General features: G+C 72.3%; 11 protein-coding genes. All 11 read right to left on the reverse strand.

Going from position 1 to position 14824, the window contains the following annotated elements:
- Positions 1–205: 205 nt before the first annotated feature.
- A complete protein-coding gene (locus tag ABZX22_RS01350; protein ID WP_354904787.1) occupies positions 206–505 on the reverse strand; it encodes a helix-turn-helix transcriptional regulator in 300 nt (99 codons plus the stop codon).
- Complete coding sequence (locus ABZX22_RS01355) at positions 502–780, reverse strand: type II toxin-antitoxin system RelE/ParE family toxin (protein ID WP_354904789.1); 279 nt, start codon at positions 778–780, stop codon at positions 502–504. The genes ABZX22_RS01350 and ABZX22_RS01355 overlap by 4 nt, the downstream gene beginning before the upstream one ends.
- Positions 781–1249: 469 nt before the next feature.
- The gene (locus tag ABZX22_RS01360; protein ID WP_354904792.1) at positions 1250–4840 is read right to left on the reverse strand and encodes an AAA family ATPase; all 3591 of its coding nucleotides are present in this window, start codon (positions 4838–4840) and stop codon (positions 1250–1252) included.
- A 172-nt stretch (positions 4841–5012) separates the two neighbouring features.
- Positions 5013–6944 carry an endo-1,3-alpha-glucanase family glycosylhydrolase gene (locus ABZX22_RS01365; RefSeq protein ID WP_354904795.1) on the reverse strand — a complete coding sequence of 644 codons (1932 nt, stop codon included), beginning with the start codon at positions 6942–6944 and terminating at the stop codon, positions 5013–5015.
- Positions 6945–7057: 113 nt separating this feature from the next.
- Positions 7058–8503 (reverse strand): amidohydrolase family protein, encoded by a 1446-nt coding sequence (locus tag ABZX22_RS01370; protein WP_354904797.1) that lies wholly within the window; start codon positions 8501–8503, stop codon positions 7058–7060.
- A complete protein-coding gene (locus ABZX22_RS01375) occupies positions 8500–9288 on the reverse strand; it encodes an ATP-binding cassette domain-containing protein (protein WP_354904799.1) in 789 nt (262 codons plus the stop codon). The genes ABZX22_RS01370 and ABZX22_RS01375 overlap by 4 nt, the downstream gene beginning before the upstream one ends.
- Positions 9289–9352: 64 nt before the next feature.
- Entirely contained in the window at positions 9353–10312 is a 960-nt protein-coding gene (locus ABZX22_RS01380; protein ID WP_354904802.1) for an ABC transporter ATP-binding protein, read from the reverse strand.
- Positions 10309–11106, reverse strand: coding sequence for an ABC transporter permease (locus tag ABZX22_RS01385; protein WP_354904804.1), 798 nt, complete (start codon positions 11104–11106; stop codon positions 10309–10311). The genes ABZX22_RS01380 and ABZX22_RS01385 overlap by 4 nt, the downstream gene beginning before the upstream one ends.
- Positions 11103–12032 (reverse strand): ABC transporter permease, encoded by a 930-nt coding sequence (locus ABZX22_RS01390; protein WP_354904807.1) that lies wholly within the window; start codon positions 12030–12032, stop codon positions 11103–11105. Before ABZX22_RS01390 ends, ABZX22_RS01385 begins: the two co-directional genes overlap by 4 nt.
- Positions 12029–13651, reverse strand: a complete 1623-nt coding sequence (locus ABZX22_RS01395) for an ABC transporter substrate-binding protein (RefSeq protein ID WP_354904810.1) — start codon at positions 13649–13651, stop codon at positions 12029–12031. The genes ABZX22_RS01390 and ABZX22_RS01395 overlap by 4 nt, the downstream gene beginning before the upstream one ends.
- Complete coding sequence (locus tag ABZX22_RS01400) at positions 13648–14808, reverse strand: amidohydrolase (RefSeq protein ID WP_354904813.1); 1161 nt, start codon at positions 14806–14808, stop codon at positions 13648–13650. The genes ABZX22_RS01395 and ABZX22_RS01400 overlap by 4 nt, the downstream gene beginning before the upstream one ends.
- Positions 14809–14824: the final 16 nt, after the last annotated feature.

A 14824-nucleotide genomic window follows, 5' to 3' on the forward strand; every position in this document is an offset into this window, starting at 1 on the left:
CGCATGGCCGCCATCGTCATATCCGCGCCACGCACGAAGTGCGGTCAATGCCCTCGGCCGTGCCCGATGGATCACACGGCGATCAGGGGAGCAGCCCGATACCCGCCCCTCGTGCGGTGACGCAAGTCGCGGCGGCACGGCCGCCGAGACCGTCAAGCGCACGCCTCGGTCGGCGAGGCCGGTCGTCATACGGACGCGGAGGCCGTCAGGCAGCCGGCGCCTTGGGCGTCAGGCGGACCTCGACATCCGCGTCCAAGGCGCGTGCCAAGCGCTCCAGGACCGGCAACGTGGGGATGGTTCCGCCCGCTTCGAACCGCGCCACCGCCGATTGGGTCATGCCCGCCTCGCGGGCCAGCTCGTTCTGGCTCCAGCCCCGCCCCTCGCGCATCGCCCGGACCGTCCTGCCCAGGTCGTAGGCCAGGCGCGCGGCCTCGTACGCCTCGGCTGCGCCCGGCTCGGCCATCCGGCGTTCCCTGAGCTCTCGCCAGCTTCCCTGCTCGCTCATGCCGCTCCTCCCTCCTCGTCGACGGTGTGCGCCGACTCAACGCAACGGCGCATCGCCCGCCGAGCCCGCTCGACCTCCCTACGTTCCCGAACCCGCGTCTTGTGGAACACGGCCAAGAGCACGATCCGGCGACCAGGCGCGATCCAGTAGGTGATGCGCACCGCGAACTCGTCGAGATGGATCCGAAGCTCACGTAGCTTGCCGTCAAGCTGCTTCGTGTAGGGCTCTCCTAGCAGCGGCCCCTCCGCCGCAAGCAGATCGACGTAGAAGGCCACCCGCGCGAATGACGCCGCCGCAGGTCTTCAAGCCATTTGCGAACCTCTAGTTCCAGCTCCACCCCCAGTTCATAGCAACGATGCTATAAACCTCGCTCCGGTCACATCTCGCGCTTTAGTGAACGCGCTAAGTGATCGAAACCCTGCAGCCCGAGGCCGATCCTGGTCGTCGCGTCGTCACTTCTCCCAGACAGGGACCGGGGGCAGGCTCTCCCTGATCGCCCGAAGACGACGGCCCCAGCCCCCCGGTGCGCAGCCGACCACCGGGACGCGCTCACCAGGTCCCGCTTCAGCCGATCTCCATGGTAGCGACCGACCCGCTGGTGAGACGGCCGTGCCATACGGACGGCGGGGGTGGAGGAACAGCCGGGGCAAAGAGACGATCGGGGCCGAGGAGACGGCCCGGCCCGAGGACAGGCAGGGCGGAGAGGAGGGACGGAGAGGTGGGCCAGACTGAGGATGCGTGCCGTCACAGGTACTGGCCGGTGCCCGCGTCGCCGGTCGCGGGCGTCGGGCCGGACGGGATGTCCCCGGGGAGCAGGATCCTGATGTCCTCGGCCGTCGGGTCCTGCCCCGCCATGACGCGTTCGGCCTGCAGCGCCATCGCCCGCTCCAGCAGGTTGCGGACGACCCGGCCGTTGCCGAACGACTCGCCGCGCGGGACGCTCCGCAGCGCGTGGCGGACCTGCTCGCGCACCCCGGCCTCCAGGACGAGCCCGGCGCCGGCCGCCATGCTCTCGAAGATCGCGACCAGCTCGTCCTCGCTGTAGTCGGGAAAGCGGACCGTGGTCGGAAAGCGGGAAGCCAGCCCGGGATTGGCGGCCAGGAACTCCGCCATCCTGCCGTCGTAGCCGGCGGCGATGACGACCAGGTCGTCCCTGTGTTCCTCCATCAGGCGCAGCAGTTCGGCGATCGCCTCCGGGCCGTAGGAGTTGTGCGAGCCGCCGGGCGTCAACGCGTACGCCTCGTCGATGAACAGCACGCCGCCGATCGCGCTCTCGACCGCGGCCCTGACCTTCGGCGCGGTCTGGCCGATGTACTCGGCGATCAGGTCGGCGTGGGAGACCTCGACCAGATGGCCGGACGACAGCACGCCCAGCCGCGCGTACGCGGCGGCGACCAGCCTGGCGACCGTCGTCTTGGCGGTGCCGGGGTTGCCGGCGAACACCAGGTGCCGGGCGGGCGAGACGATCGGCAGGCCCGCCTGCCTGCGGAGCCGGTCCGCCGCGGCCTCGGCCGTCAGCAACCGCACCTCGCGCTTGACCGGCTCCAGGCCGACCAGCGCGTCGATGGCCGCCATCGGGTCACCCGCCGGGCCGGCCGGGGCGGCCGGAGCGCCGTTGACCCAGCCCGCCCCGGTGCCGTCCCCGGTGATGTCCGTCGTGCCCGTCACCGTGGCGTCCACGGCGTTGGACGGCACGTCCTCGACCAGGATCTCGTGCAGCGACCCGCCCCCGCCGAGCGCGCCGCCCGCCATCACCCGCCGCGACTGCCGGGCCACCGTACGCTCCAGCAGCCGCAGCGCGAGCCGGGCGCCCGCCGCGTCGGGACGTGCCGACCTGACGATCCGCAGCACACTGGCCGCGACCCCCTCGCCGAGCGTGAACCCGGCCGCGGCCGCCCTGCTCTCGTAGAGGGACACGGCCTGCTCGGCGGTGAGGTCGGGGAAGCGGACCACCCTGGGGAAGTGCTCGGCCAGCTCGGCCGAGGACCTGAGCAGCCCGTTGACGGCCCCGTCGGGCCCGCACAGGACCACCACCAGGTCGTCGGGGTGGGCGCTGAGCGCCGCGACCAGCGCGTCGACGACGTCGCGGCTGCGCGCCCTGTCGCTGTCCGTGCCGGGGCCGGCCAGGTCGCCCGCGTTCTCGACGCACAGCACGCCGCCGAGCGCGCGGTCGACGGCCCGCCGGACGCCGGCCGCGGCGTCGCCGCCGTGCCTGCCCGCCAGGTCGGCGCGGCCGATGCTGACCAGATGGCCGGACGACAGCAGTCCGAGCTCTCCGAGCATGCGGCCGAGCAGTGCCGCCACCATCGTCTTGCCGGTGCCGGGACGTCCGGTGAACGCCAGGTGCGACGGCCTGGCCAGGCCCGGCGCGCCGGCCTCGCGCCGCAGCCTGGCGGCCCGCGCCTCGGCCACGACCAGCGCGATCTCGGCCTTGACCGGTTCGAGCCCCAGGCAGCCGTCCAGGCTCGCGCGCGGGCCGCCGGGGGCGGCGGGCAGGTCGGCGATGGTGACGCTCGCCGAGCCGCGCCCGCGGGCGACCCGTACCGCGTGCGCGGCCAGCCGGTCCGTGAGGCGGGCGCCACGCAGGTTCTGCGATCCCGCGCCCGCGAGCTCGGCCGCGGCCTCGGCGGCGTCGCCGCTCGCCGTCGCGCCGCGCCTGGCGACCGCCCGGTGGAACAGCTCGGCCCGCTCCTCGTGGGTGAACTCGCGGGTGCGGGCGACCCGGAACTCGTGGTGCAGCGCCGGATTGGCCCGCGCGATCCGCTCGTCCCCGCCCGGCGCGCACGTGGCGACGACGTGGACACCCGCACTCCTGCGCAGCGCCCTGCGGAGTTCCTCGAGGGCGACCGCGCCGCACCGGCCGTACTCGCCGATCCGGTCGAGGCCCTGCACGACCAGCAGGTCGCCGGCGCCGAGCTCCCGGGTGCGCGACATCACGTACAGCGCGGCCTCTCCGGCGCTCATGCCGGAGAAGACCAGGTCGGAGATGTGGACGACCTCGGCGGGCCCGTCGGCGGTCGCCAGCGAGCGCCGCAGCAGGTCGGCCGCCGTCATGCGGCCCGTGCTCTCGGGCCCGGCGAGCAGCAGCCGCGCCGGGCGCCTGTCGCCGTGCCATCCGGCGGAGACGGCGTCGCCGATCGCCTCGGCCAGCTCCGGCTGGCCGACCAGTTCCCCGGCGCGGCCGGGCTGTCCGGTACGGCCCGCGGCGAACGTGGCCACCAGCGGGTTGACCGCCCTGCGCGGCGCGCACAGCACGCGCACGTCCCGCTGGAAGGCGCCGACGGGGATGGAGCTCGTCGGGTTCACCGCCGGCCCCGGCAGCCCCTGGACCGAGCCGGTCACCCTGATGGCCATGTCGAGCCAGGCGCGGCAGGCCTCCGTCTCGCCCGCCAGCACCCCGCGAGCCAGCCACGAGCGCACCAGCGCGTGCCAGCCGTCGGCGTCGAAGTTCTCGCGCAGCCGCGAGAACAGCGCCTGGACCTCGGTGAAGCGCGCCAGCCCGAGGGTGACGGCGAGCTCGGCCGGCACCTCGGGCACCTCGGCCTGCGCCAGCAGGCACGCCAGTGTCACCTCGTGCTCGAAGGCGAACGGGGAGCCGGGCAGCGGTCCGGAGCTCGTCGCCCCCGGCACGTTCTCGATGAGCCGGGTGTGCGCGGCCAGCAGGCCGGAGCAGGCCCAGTCGAGGTGCCCGGCGGGCCCGAGAAGCTCGGGCAGGACGGCCAGCTGACGCGCCTCCGCGCGCGCGGCCCACCGCCTCGGCAGCTCCTCCACGGGTGCGAGCAGGTCCTCCTTGGCCAGCGCCGGGTCGGCGGCGCGCAGGTCGTGCAGCTCGACGAGCGCCCTGCGCCGCGGTTCGAGCGGCTCGATGCCGGCGAAGACGTCAAGGCAGCGGCGCGCCACCCCGAAGGCCAGCTCGCGCAGTTCGGGGTCGTCGCCGGTGCCGTCCATCAGCCAGTACGCCGGGGGCAGGAAGGGCGTGTCGGCCGACGACCACGTCCAGCCGCGGTTGGGCCGTCGCGGCTCGGCGACGAAGTCGCTCATCGTCTCGTAGGCCAGGTCGCACGCCGACCCGGCGCACACGGCCACCGACCCGACGAGGTACTGCAGCAGGTACCACAGTTCGGCGCCGATGACCGTGGTGCCCTCGGCCAGGAACGCCGGCAGCTCGACCGCGAGCGCCTCGGCGGCGGGGTCGTCGTTCAGCTCGGCCGCCCGCGCCCGTACCTGCTCGTACAGGCCGTCGGGGACCCGCCAGGGACCGTAGGAGTACAGGTCGAGGACGGGCTCGTCGGACAGCAGCAGCTTGAGGCTTTCGGGCAGGTTCGGGCGATCCATGGCAGCGGATCTTACGGGGGGCGAGGGCGAAGGCCGTCGTCGGCGCCCAGAGCAGGCCCGCGCCCGGAGCGAGCAGGCGCGGCCGGTCCAAGCGACCAGGCGCGGGCCGGTCACCCGACCAGGCGCGGGCCGGGAAGGGGTGCGGGCCCCTCGCGGAGGCCCGCACCGGGGGTCACTTCCGGCCGCTGCTGACCGCGTGGTACTGCAGGTCCTGGACGGCGAAGTCCTTCTTGACCTGCCACGGGGAGGTGACGGTCACGGCGCCGACCGACGCCTTGTTCGTCCCGTACGCCAGGGGGAACGTCTTGGCCTGGACGCCGGCCTGGGCCGCGTACGTCTTGTCGGCCCCGCCGATGCTCGCCTTGACGGTGGCGGCGCGGGTGAGGAAGGACAGCACCTCGACCGTGTCGCGCGGGGCGCTGGTGCCGGCGCGCGGGGCCATGAACCTGGTCTGCGTGCCCGAGGTCGGCCTGGCCGCGGCGAACTGCGTGCGGTGGGTCAGGTAGAGGGTGTCGCGGACGATCGCCGGGGCCTTGCCGGTCTTGAACCAGGTCAGGTAGTAGGAGGAGATGTCCAGGTAGGCGCCGCCGTTGTGCACCGACGGGGTGAACTGGGTGCCTTCGGAGAAGTCGTTCCAGGTGGTGAGCTGGATCCAGTCGGCCTCCTCGGAGATGGACTTCTCCCAGGTGAGACGCAGGTTCTCGGTGTTGTTGGCCTCGTCGTAGATCGCCTGGTTGGGCCGCTCGTCCTGGACCGACACCGGCTGCATCCAGATCTTGTCGAGGCCGTGGGCCTTGGCGATGTTGGCGGCCAGGCCGCTCTGCCCGCTCGGGCTGCGGTTGCCCCAGTTGGAGAAGCCGTAGCTGATGGGCGCGAAGGCGGCGGCGTTGGAGGGGAAGTTGAGGAACACCGGGACGAAGGCGACCGAGATGCCGTGCGAGCTCTTCATGATCTTCATGAAGTTCTGCCACCACGCGGCCGTCTGGGCCTCGGCCTTGAACGGCGAGATCACCAGGCGCTTGTCGGCCAGGCGGTAGACGGACGTGGAGCCGGCCAGCTTGGCCATGGCGGCGGCGAGGGTGGCGGCGTCGGTCTTCAGCGCGGTCATGTCGGGCATCAGGACGATCTTGAAGCCGGGGTCGACCGCCTCGGCCGCCTTGATCAGGGCCTGCAGCCGGTCCCAGTGGGCGCTGGTGAGGGAGAGGATGTCCACGGTGAAGCCGTCCAGGCCGGCCGCGGCGGCGGTCTGGACCTCCTTCTTCATGTCCTGGACCTGCCAGTCGCCGGACAGGACGCCGCGGGGCAGCGGGCGGTCCCTGAGCAGGCCACCGTAGGCGGCGTGCTTGCCGCTCTCACCGTCGGGGTTCAGGTAGTGCTTGGTGTAGTAGTCGTCCGCGCCGGCCTTGTTGTTCAGGGAGAGCGGGTACGGCGTGAAGTAGTGGGCGAAGACCTTGCGCTCGGAGGAGCGCAGCGTCGCCAGCGAGGGCATGGCGAACGGCAGCGGGCCGGCGGGCGTGGCCGCCTCGGTGTCGTAGCTGATCGACAGCTTGGGGCCCTGGCCGGAGGTGGCACGCGAGGAGTGGAGCACGCCGTGGGCGCCGGACGGCGAGGTCAGCGCGAAGTCGTAGGTGCGGTTGCCGGCGAAGGCGGAGGACACGTCCAGCTTCGCCGTGCCGCCGGCGGTCAGGCCCTGCTGGGTGGCGATCACCTCGCCGACGCTCGGGCGGTTGTCGAAGGTGAGCGTCTCGGCCGACCACTGGCCGGTGACCGGGCGCGCCTCGAGGGTGGTGTCGGTGGTCCTGACAGACTGGACGTCGAGCGTCATCTTGACGTTGACCGCGTTGTCGGGCACGTCCTTGACGTCGAAGCGGATGAAGGCGCCGCGTTCGGAGGCCTTCGCGCCGTCGCACGACGTGGTGCAGACCGACAGCCAGGTGACGGTGTCGTGCGTCTTCGCCGGGCCGGCCTCGCTGACGTAGCTGTCCTGCGTGGACGCGAACGTGACGGATTTCTGCGCGGTCGCCGCGGCGGTCGGCGCGCCGGCCGCCGCGGCGCCTCCCAGGGCGACCAATAACAGGGTGATCGCCCGTAGTCGGATACTCATCGTGCCCTCCATATAGCCATATGTCCTGACATATTGCTTTACAGCGGGCATGATCATAGACGCCTGAACGGTTGACTCGTCGGCGATTACCCGTAAATGACGATTACAACTACTCAGAGCACGCGGAACGACGGCGGGAACAGCTCCTCGACCGGCCGGCGCAGGTGGTCGCGCACCGGGTAGGCGGCCTTCATCCGCTCGAAGTACGCCTGCGCCCGCCGCCTGAACGCCTCCTCGTCCACGCCGGGGATGACCCCGTCCCGCATCACGACCCGCCCGTCGATCACGACGGTGGAGACGTCGGCGCCCGAGCAGTTCATCAGCAGCGTCCTGATCGGGTCGTCGACGGGCCCGGTCCTCGGTCCCGACAGGTCGACCACGATCAGGTCCGCCTTCGCGCCCGGCGCCAGCCTGCCCAGGTCCGTACGGCCCAGCGCCCTGGCCCCGTTCAGCGTCGCCGCCCGGTAGTAGTCGGCCGCCGACCCCGCCTCCAGCCGCCCCGTGACCAGCTTGGCCAGGTTGGTGCCGTAGTCCATGTTGCGGATCATGTCCGGCGGGAAGGAGTCGGTGCCCAGCGCCACGTTCACCCCGGCCGCCCGGTAGCGGTCGAAGTCGCGCAGCGCGTCGCCGTACCTGGCCATGGTCAGCGGGCAGTGCACGATGCCCGCCGGTGACGCCAGCCGCTCAGGCGAGCCCTCGAACGGCGCGTCGGGCGTGCCGGTGTAGAGCGCGTGCGGGATGAGCAGGCGCGGGCCGAGCAGCCCGACCTCGTCCAGCACGTCGAGCGGGTGCCTGCCGTGCCAGTCCCGCAGCAGCCGCAGCTCCGTCAGGCTCTGCATGCAGTGCAGCCGCATCAGGCAGTCGAGCTCCTCGGCCGCCCGCGCGGTGGCGCGCATCAGGTCGAGGGTGAGGGTCTCGATGCGGCACGGCAGCAGCGCGCCGCGCAGCCGCCCGCCGTAGGTGCCGTCGACGTCGCGCGCGAACCTGACCGCGTCGGCCAGCCCCTTCTCGCCCAGGTCCGGCTCCCAGTGGACGTCGCGCCGGCCGCCGGCCAGGACGGGCACGCCGGAGCGGTAGCTCGGGCCGAGGTACATGCGCAGGCCGAGCCGTCCGGCGATCTCGGCGATGCCCGCGAACTCCTCGTAGGACTCCGCCCACGCGCTGTGTGTCTCGGCGGCGATCGGCATCGCGGTGGTGATGCCGTTGCGGATGAGCTGGGTGAGCGCGTACTCCCGCATGAACAGCGTCTCCTCCAGGGGGAAGACCGCCGCTCTGCGGGTGGTGGCGTAGTCGAGGGACCAGGTCAGCCCGTCGGAGGCGGCGTGCCAGGTGTCGAGGATCGCGTGGTCGATGTCGGACAGCGCGTCGAGGTCGATGAAGCCGGGCCCGACGATCGCCTCCCCCGCGTCGATCACCTCGTCGACGGGCCCCTCGTAGGCGGCTCCGACGTGGACGATCGAGTCGCCCGCGTAGACGACGCAGCCGTCGCGGTGGATGACGTGGTCGCTACCGTCGAAGCCGACGACGTACGACGCGGTGACGAGAGTGGTGGTGCTCACGGTGTCCTGTTTCTCCGGGTCGGTTTCCAGCCGGGACGGGGGACGGCGGCCAGCAGGGCCCTGGTGTAGTCCTCCCGAGGGTCGCGCAGAAGGTCCGCGGTGGGACCGCGCTCCACGACCGCGCCCTTGTGCATCACGATGGCCGTGTCGCTGATCTGGTTGACGACGGCCAGGTCGTGCGAGATGAAGACGTAGCTGATCTCGCCCCGCTCGCGGATGTCGGCCAGCAGGTTGAGGATCTGGGCCTGGATCGAGACGTCGAGCGCGGCGACCGCCTCGTCCAGCACCAGGACGCGCGGCTCGACGGCGATGGCCCTGGCGATGGCCACGCGCTGCCGCTGACCGCCCGACAGCTGCCTGGGCAGCATGGCGGCGTGCCGTTCGGCCAGGCCGACCGACTCCAGCAGTTCCAGGGTGCGCCTGCGCAGCTCGGCGGGGGTGAGCGGGAAGTGCAGCGACAGGCTGGTGGCGATGACGTCGCCGATCCGCTGCAGCTTGTCCAGCGAGGAGTAGGGGTCCTGGAAGACGATCTGGATCTCCCTGGCCCGCCTGCGCCGCTCCTTCGACGAGACCCTTCCCGGCGGGCGCGGCCGTCCGCAGACGGTGATCGTCCCGCTGGTGGGCGTCTCCAGGCCGAGCAGCATCCTGGCGACCGTGGTCTTGCCCGATCCCGACTCGCCGACGATGGCCAGCGACTGGCCCTCCTCGACGGTGAACGACACCTCCTGGACGGCGACCGCCTCGCCGTACACCTTGCGCAGCCCTTCGGCGCTGATCACCGTCATGAGTCCTCCTTCGCCGGCCTCATGACCGAGGTGCGCTGTCTCCTGGTGGCCTCGGCGAGCCCGGTCATGACTCTCCCTGAAGGGTCAGCTCGGCCGCGCGGGAGCAGGCGACCGTGCCGTCGAAGGCGGGCCTTTCCGCGCCGCACGAGGACAGCGCGTGCTCGCAGCGCGGCGCGAACGCGCATCCCCGGTCGGCCTCGAAGGCGGCCACGGGCCGTCCAGGGATGACCGGCAGCCGCCGCGCGACCCGCTCCAGGCTGGGGCGGGAGCGGAGCAGGCCGATGGTGTAGGGGTGCAGGGGCGTGGCGGTGAGCGCGTCGGCGGGCCGGGCCTCGACGATCCGGCCGGCGTACATGACCGCGAGCCGGTCGCAGGTGGCGGCGGCCAACTCCAGGTCGTGCGTGATCAGCAGCATCGCCATGCCGCGTTCGCGCCGCAGCTCGTCCAGGATCGCCATGACCTCCGACTGGGTGGTCACGTCGAGCGCGGTCGTGGGCTCGTCGGCCAGGATCAGGTCGGGTTCCGCGGCCAGCACCGAGGCGATCATCACCCGTTGCAGCAGCCCGCCCGACAGCTCGTGCGGGTACTGCCGCAGCCGCCGCGCCCCGTCGCCGATGCCGACCTCCTCGAGCAGCCGTACGGCACGCGCGCCCGCCTCCCTGGCGGGGACGCCCAGGTTGGTCACCATGGCCTCGGTCAGGAAGTCGCCGACGCTGCGCACCGGGTTGATGTGCGCCCGCGGGTCCTGGAAGATCATCGCGACCCGCCGGGCCCGCAGCTCGCGCAGCGCCCTGCCGGAGGGCACCGGCACGCCGTCGAAGAGGATCTTCCCGGTGATCCTGGCGCCCGGCGGGGTGAGCCCGATGACGGCGCGGGCGGTCATCGACTTGCCCGAGCCCGACTCCCCGACCAGGCCGACGGCCTCGCCGCGGCCGATCGTCAGGTCGACCTCCTCCACCAGCGTCTTCCACTCGCCTCCGGCCGGAACGGCCAGTGCCAGCTTCTCGATCGACAGCAGGCTCATCGCCGCCTCCCCAGCCGGTCGCCCAGCATGTTCACGGCGGCGACGACCAGCGCGATCATCACGCCTGCCGCGATCGCCTCCAGCGGCTGGCCGCGCTGCGCGCTGTCCAGCCCGCTCTTGACCATCAACCCCCAGTCGGCGGTCGGCGGCTGGACGCCGAGCCCCAGGAAGGAGACGGCGGCCACGTCGATCACCGCGAAGCCCAGCGCCGACACCGACTGGGCCACGATGATGGGCCGCAGGTTCGGCAGCAGGTGGCGGGTGCAGATGGCGAAGGCGGAGCGGCCCTGCACCCACGCCGCCGCCACGTACGGCAGGCTCCGCTCGCGCAGCGCCGCCGACCGGACCACCCTGGCCACGTACGGCGTGTACGCCACCGCCAGCCCGGTGACCACGCCTGGGATGCCGGGACCGAGGACGGCCACCGTGACCAGGGCGAAGACGATGCCGGGCACCGCGAACAGGATGTCGAGCAGCCGGGAGATCACCGCGTCGACCCGGCCGCCCGCCCACGCCGCGGTGATCGCCAGCGCGGTGCCGGCCACCGTGGAGACGCAGATGATCAGAAGGGGGCCGATGAGCGTGGTCCGCGCGCCGTACATGAGCCTGGACAGCACGTCACGGCCGAGCGCGTCGGCGCCCAGCGGGTGCGCGGCCGTGCTGCCGCTCAGCGCGTTCATCAGGTCGGGGAAGTCGGGGTCGTAGGGCGCCAGGAGCGGCGCCAGCAGGGTCGTCGCCGCCACGGCGGCCAGCAGGACGGCGGACGCCGTACCCAGGCCGCCCAGGCGGGTCACCGCGACAGGCGCGGATCGAGAGCTGAGTAGCACAGGTCCACCAGGAGGTTGATCAGGACGAAGGCGGTCACGAGCACGAGCACCACCGCCTGGACGATGGCGAAGTCGCGCTGCAGGATCGCCCGGACGAACAGCGAGCCGAGCCCGTCGAGGGCGAAGATGTTCTCCACGACGACCGAGCCGGCGATCAGGCCGGCGACGTTGAGCCCGGTCACGGTCACGACCGGGATCGAGGCGTTGCGCAGCACGTGCCGCCGGACGATGTGCCGCTCGGCGAAGCCGCGGGCGCGGGCCGTCTCGACGTGCTCGCGGCCCAGCTCCTCCCGGACGGAGGCGCGGGTGATGCGGGCCAGGAAGGCGGCGCTGGCCAGGCTCAGCGTGATCGCCGGCAGGGTCAGGTGGTAGAGGCGGTCGAGCAGGCCGTCGCCCGCCCCGAAGACGGGGAACCAGCCGAGGCCGAGCGCGAAGACGATCACCAGGAGCACGCCGACCACGAACGGCGGCGTGGCCAGCAGGACGGAGGTCAGCACGCCGACGGCGCTCTCCACCCGGCCGCCGCGCAGGCCCGCCAGCAGGCCCATCGCGACGCCGCCGACGGAGATCAGCACGGTCGCGTAGACCACCAGCAGGATGGTGGTGGCCACGCGCGAGCCGATCAGCGCCGAGACCTCCTGCCGGTAGACCAGCGAGCTGCCGAGGTCGCCGGTCAGCGCGTCGCGCAGCCACGAGACGTAGCGCACGAGGAACGGGTCGTCGAGGTGGTACTGGGCCCGGATGGCGGCGATCTGCTCGGGGGTGCCGCTCCGGTTGCCGAGCAGGAAGGCCATCGGGCCGCCCGGCACCAGGTACAGCAGGCCGTAGACGAGGAAGGAGGCGGCCAGCAGGACCACGACGAGCCCTGCCAGCCGCTTCAACGCGAATCTCACTTGGCGCCCAGCCCGGCGGCCCACGGGTAGTACAGGTAGGGGAAGGACGCGACCGCGCCCGTGACCCTGTTGTTCATGTAGAGGATCACCGGCAGGTTGTTCAGCGGCATCCACGCCACGTCGCGGGTGACCTTGTCCTGGATGCCGGTGACCAGCGCGGCGCGGGCGACCGGGTCGTACTCCGCCCTGGCCTTCTTGATGTCGGCGTCGACCGCGGGGTAGTCGTTGAAGTTCGTCCTGCCGCCCGCCAGGAAGACCGTGTAGATGTCGAGCGGGTCGGGCACGTTGCCGTACCAGGTGGAGAAGAAGGCGTCGATGCCCTCGCGCGCCTTGGGGTCGCTGTAGAGGTTGCCGTACTGCTCGACCGGGATGACCTTGATGTCGATCTTCAGGCCGAGCGCCTCGCCCGTGGCCTTGATGAGATTGGCGGTCTGCTCGTGGGTGGCGGCGCTGCCCTGGATGCCGATGGTGATCGGCTGGGTCGGCGTGCCCGCCTCGGTCAGCAGCTGCTTGGCCTTGGCCAGGTCCTGGGTCTCCGGCGGCAGGGCGTCGTAGGCCTGCTTGAAGGTGTTCTGCTCGTAGCCCCAGTACTCCGCGCCGGCCAGCGCGCGCTGCGGGGCGGCGGTCCCCTGGAAGACGACCTTGGAGATGGCGGCCCTGTCGAGGGCGAGCGAGAGCGCCTGGCGGACCTTGGGGTCGGCGTAGGGGCCGGACTTGGCGGCGCTGAGCAGCGTCCAGAACGTCAGCGACCTGCCCAGCGTCACCGACCCCGTCGTGGACTCGCGCAGCTGGGCCAGGCCGGCGGGCGGCAGGTAGAAGTACTGGCCGTCCACCTCGCCCGAGCGCAGCGCGTTGACCGCGGTGGTCTCGTCGGCGATGAAGCGGAAGACCAGTTCCTTCGACTTGGCGGCGAGCGTGGTGTCCCAGTAGGAGTCGTTGCGGGTGAGCGTGAGCGAGTCGCCCGGCTTCCAGCCCTTGAAGGCGAACGGCCCGGTGCACATGACACCGGTGGTGGGCGAGCCCAGGTCCTTCTTCGCGGCGAACTCCGCCGACACGACGGCGCCCGCCGCCGTGGCCATGGCCTGGTTGAACAGCACGTCAGGCTGCTTCAGCGTCACCGTGACCTGCATCGGCCCGGTGGCCTCGACCGACTCGACGGTGTGGAAGTAGTCGCCCCACCAGGTGCCGAGCGCCGGGTCGAGATGCCGCTTCAGGCTGGCGGCCACGTCCTTGGCGGTCAGCTCCTTGCCGTCCCAGAACTTCACGCCCTTCCTGATCGTGTAGACCCAGGTCGTCGGCGTGGGATTGTCCGCCTTCTCCGCCAGGCCAGGCTTGATCTCGAAGTCGGGCGTGAGCCGCAGCAGGCTCTCGCACATGTTGGCCAGCGCGGTGTTCTCCGCGTAGTTGAACGACCGGATCGGGTCGATCGTCTGCGGCTCGTAGGGCAGGTTCCACGTCACCTTGTCCAGGCCCTTGGCGGCCGCGGTGGTGGAGGTCTTCAGGTCGAGGGCGGCGGGCCTGTCCTGCGCCGGCGCCTGCTGCTGCTGCTGCTGCGGAGCGCCGCCGCAGGCGGCGAGGGCCAGGACGAGCCCGGCGACAGGTACGGCACGACGGATCATTGCGGGGACCTTTCGAGGAGACGTCCGTCCTGGGCGATCACGACACCGCCGCGGACGACGAACTGGGGAACGGGCCGGTCCACGACGACCTCGGCGAGCGAGCCGGCCTGTACCAGCAGGAAGTCGGCGGGGTCGCCGACCTGGAGATCGACCCGCTCCAGACCGAGGAGCGCGGCGCCCCCGTGCGCGGCGACCGCGTAGCAGGCGGCCAGCTCCTCGTCGGTACGGGCGTCGGTGCGATAGGCGAGCAGGTGCGCCCGCGCGATCATGTCGCCGTCGCCGAAGGGCGTCCACGGGTCACGGACGCCGTCGGAGCCCGCGGCCAGCAGCACGCCCGCCCTGGTGAGCGGGCCGACGGGCAGCACCGGGTCGGCGCCGAGCGCGCAGGTGGCCAGCGCGACGCCGGAACGCGCGAGCAGCTCGTCGGTCGCCCTGCTGTCGGCCGTGTCCTCGCCGAGGCAGAAGGCGTGGCTGATGGTGACGGGATGGCCGGCCGCGCGGCGGGCGATCTCCCTGACCTGGGCCAGGCCCTGCTCGCCGCGGTCGTGCAGGTGGATGTCGATCGGCGCGCCCGTGCGCTCGGCGATGCCGAACAGCACGTCGAGGTGGCCGTGCAGGTCGCCGTCGATGCCGATGGGGTCCAGGCCGCCGATCACGTCGGCGCCCTCGGTGAGGGAGCGTTCGATCAGCTCGGCCGTGCCCGGCCTGGTGAGCAGGCCGAGCTGGGGGAAGGCGACGATCTGGACGTCGAGCAGGTCCTTGCGGGCCTGCGCGGCCTCGTACACGCCGTGCACGTTGGCCAGGCCGTGGACGGGGGCCACGTCCACGTGGGCGCGCCAGGCCCGGGTCCCGCGGGCGATGGCGGCGTCCATCAGCGCCCCGGCCCGCTCGGCCACCGACGCGGTCATGGCCGCGCGGGCGCGCACGTCGCCCTCGATGAGGTCCATGAGGGTCTCGGCGTGGGCACGGCTCAGCCAGGGCTGGCCCCACGTCGTCTTGTCGGGATGGATGTGCGCGTCGACGGGGCTGGGCAGCGCGAGGGCGCCCTTGCCGTCCACGATCATGGTGTTCTCTGGAGCGGTCGCGGGGTCGGCGATGCGGCCGTCGACGACCAGCAGGTCATGGGGATGGATATGGGTGAACAGCACGGAACTCATGGGAGGTGATCCCCTT

The organism is Nonomuraea sp. NPDC003804 (genome assembly GCF_040610675.1).
GTDB lineage: Bacteria > Actinomycetota > Actinomycetes > Streptosporangiales > Streptosporangiaceae > Nonomuraea.

Coding starts and splice junctions, on each gene's coding strand:
- ABZX22_RS01380 (WP_354904802.1), bottom strand. CDS start 10,312: ATGAGCCTGCTGTCGATCGAGAAGCTGGCACTGGCCGTTCCGGCCGGA.
- ABZX22_RS01375 (WP_354904799.1), bottom strand. CDS start 9,288: ATGACGGTGATCAGCGCCGAAGGGCTGCGCAAGGTGTACGGCGAGGCG.
- ABZX22_RS01350 (WP_354904787.1), bottom strand. CDS start 505: ATGAGCGAGCAGGGAAGCTGGCGAGAGCTCAGGGAACGCCGGATGGCC.
- ABZX22_RS01400 (WP_354904813.1), bottom strand. CDS start 14,808: ATGAGTTCCGTGCTGTTCACCCATATCCATCCCCATGACCTGCTGGTC.
- ABZX22_RS01365 (WP_354904795.1), bottom strand. CDS start 6,944: ATGAGTATCCGACTACGGGCGATCACCCTGTTATTGGTCGCCCTGGGA.
- ABZX22_RS01395 (WP_354904810.1), bottom strand. CDS start 13,651: ATGATCCGTCGTGCCGTACCTGTCGCCGGGCTCGTCCTGGCCCTCGCC.
- ABZX22_RS01360 (WP_354904792.1), bottom strand. CDS start 4,840: ATGGATCGCCCGAACCTGCCCGAAAGCCTCAAGCTGCTGCTGTCCGAC.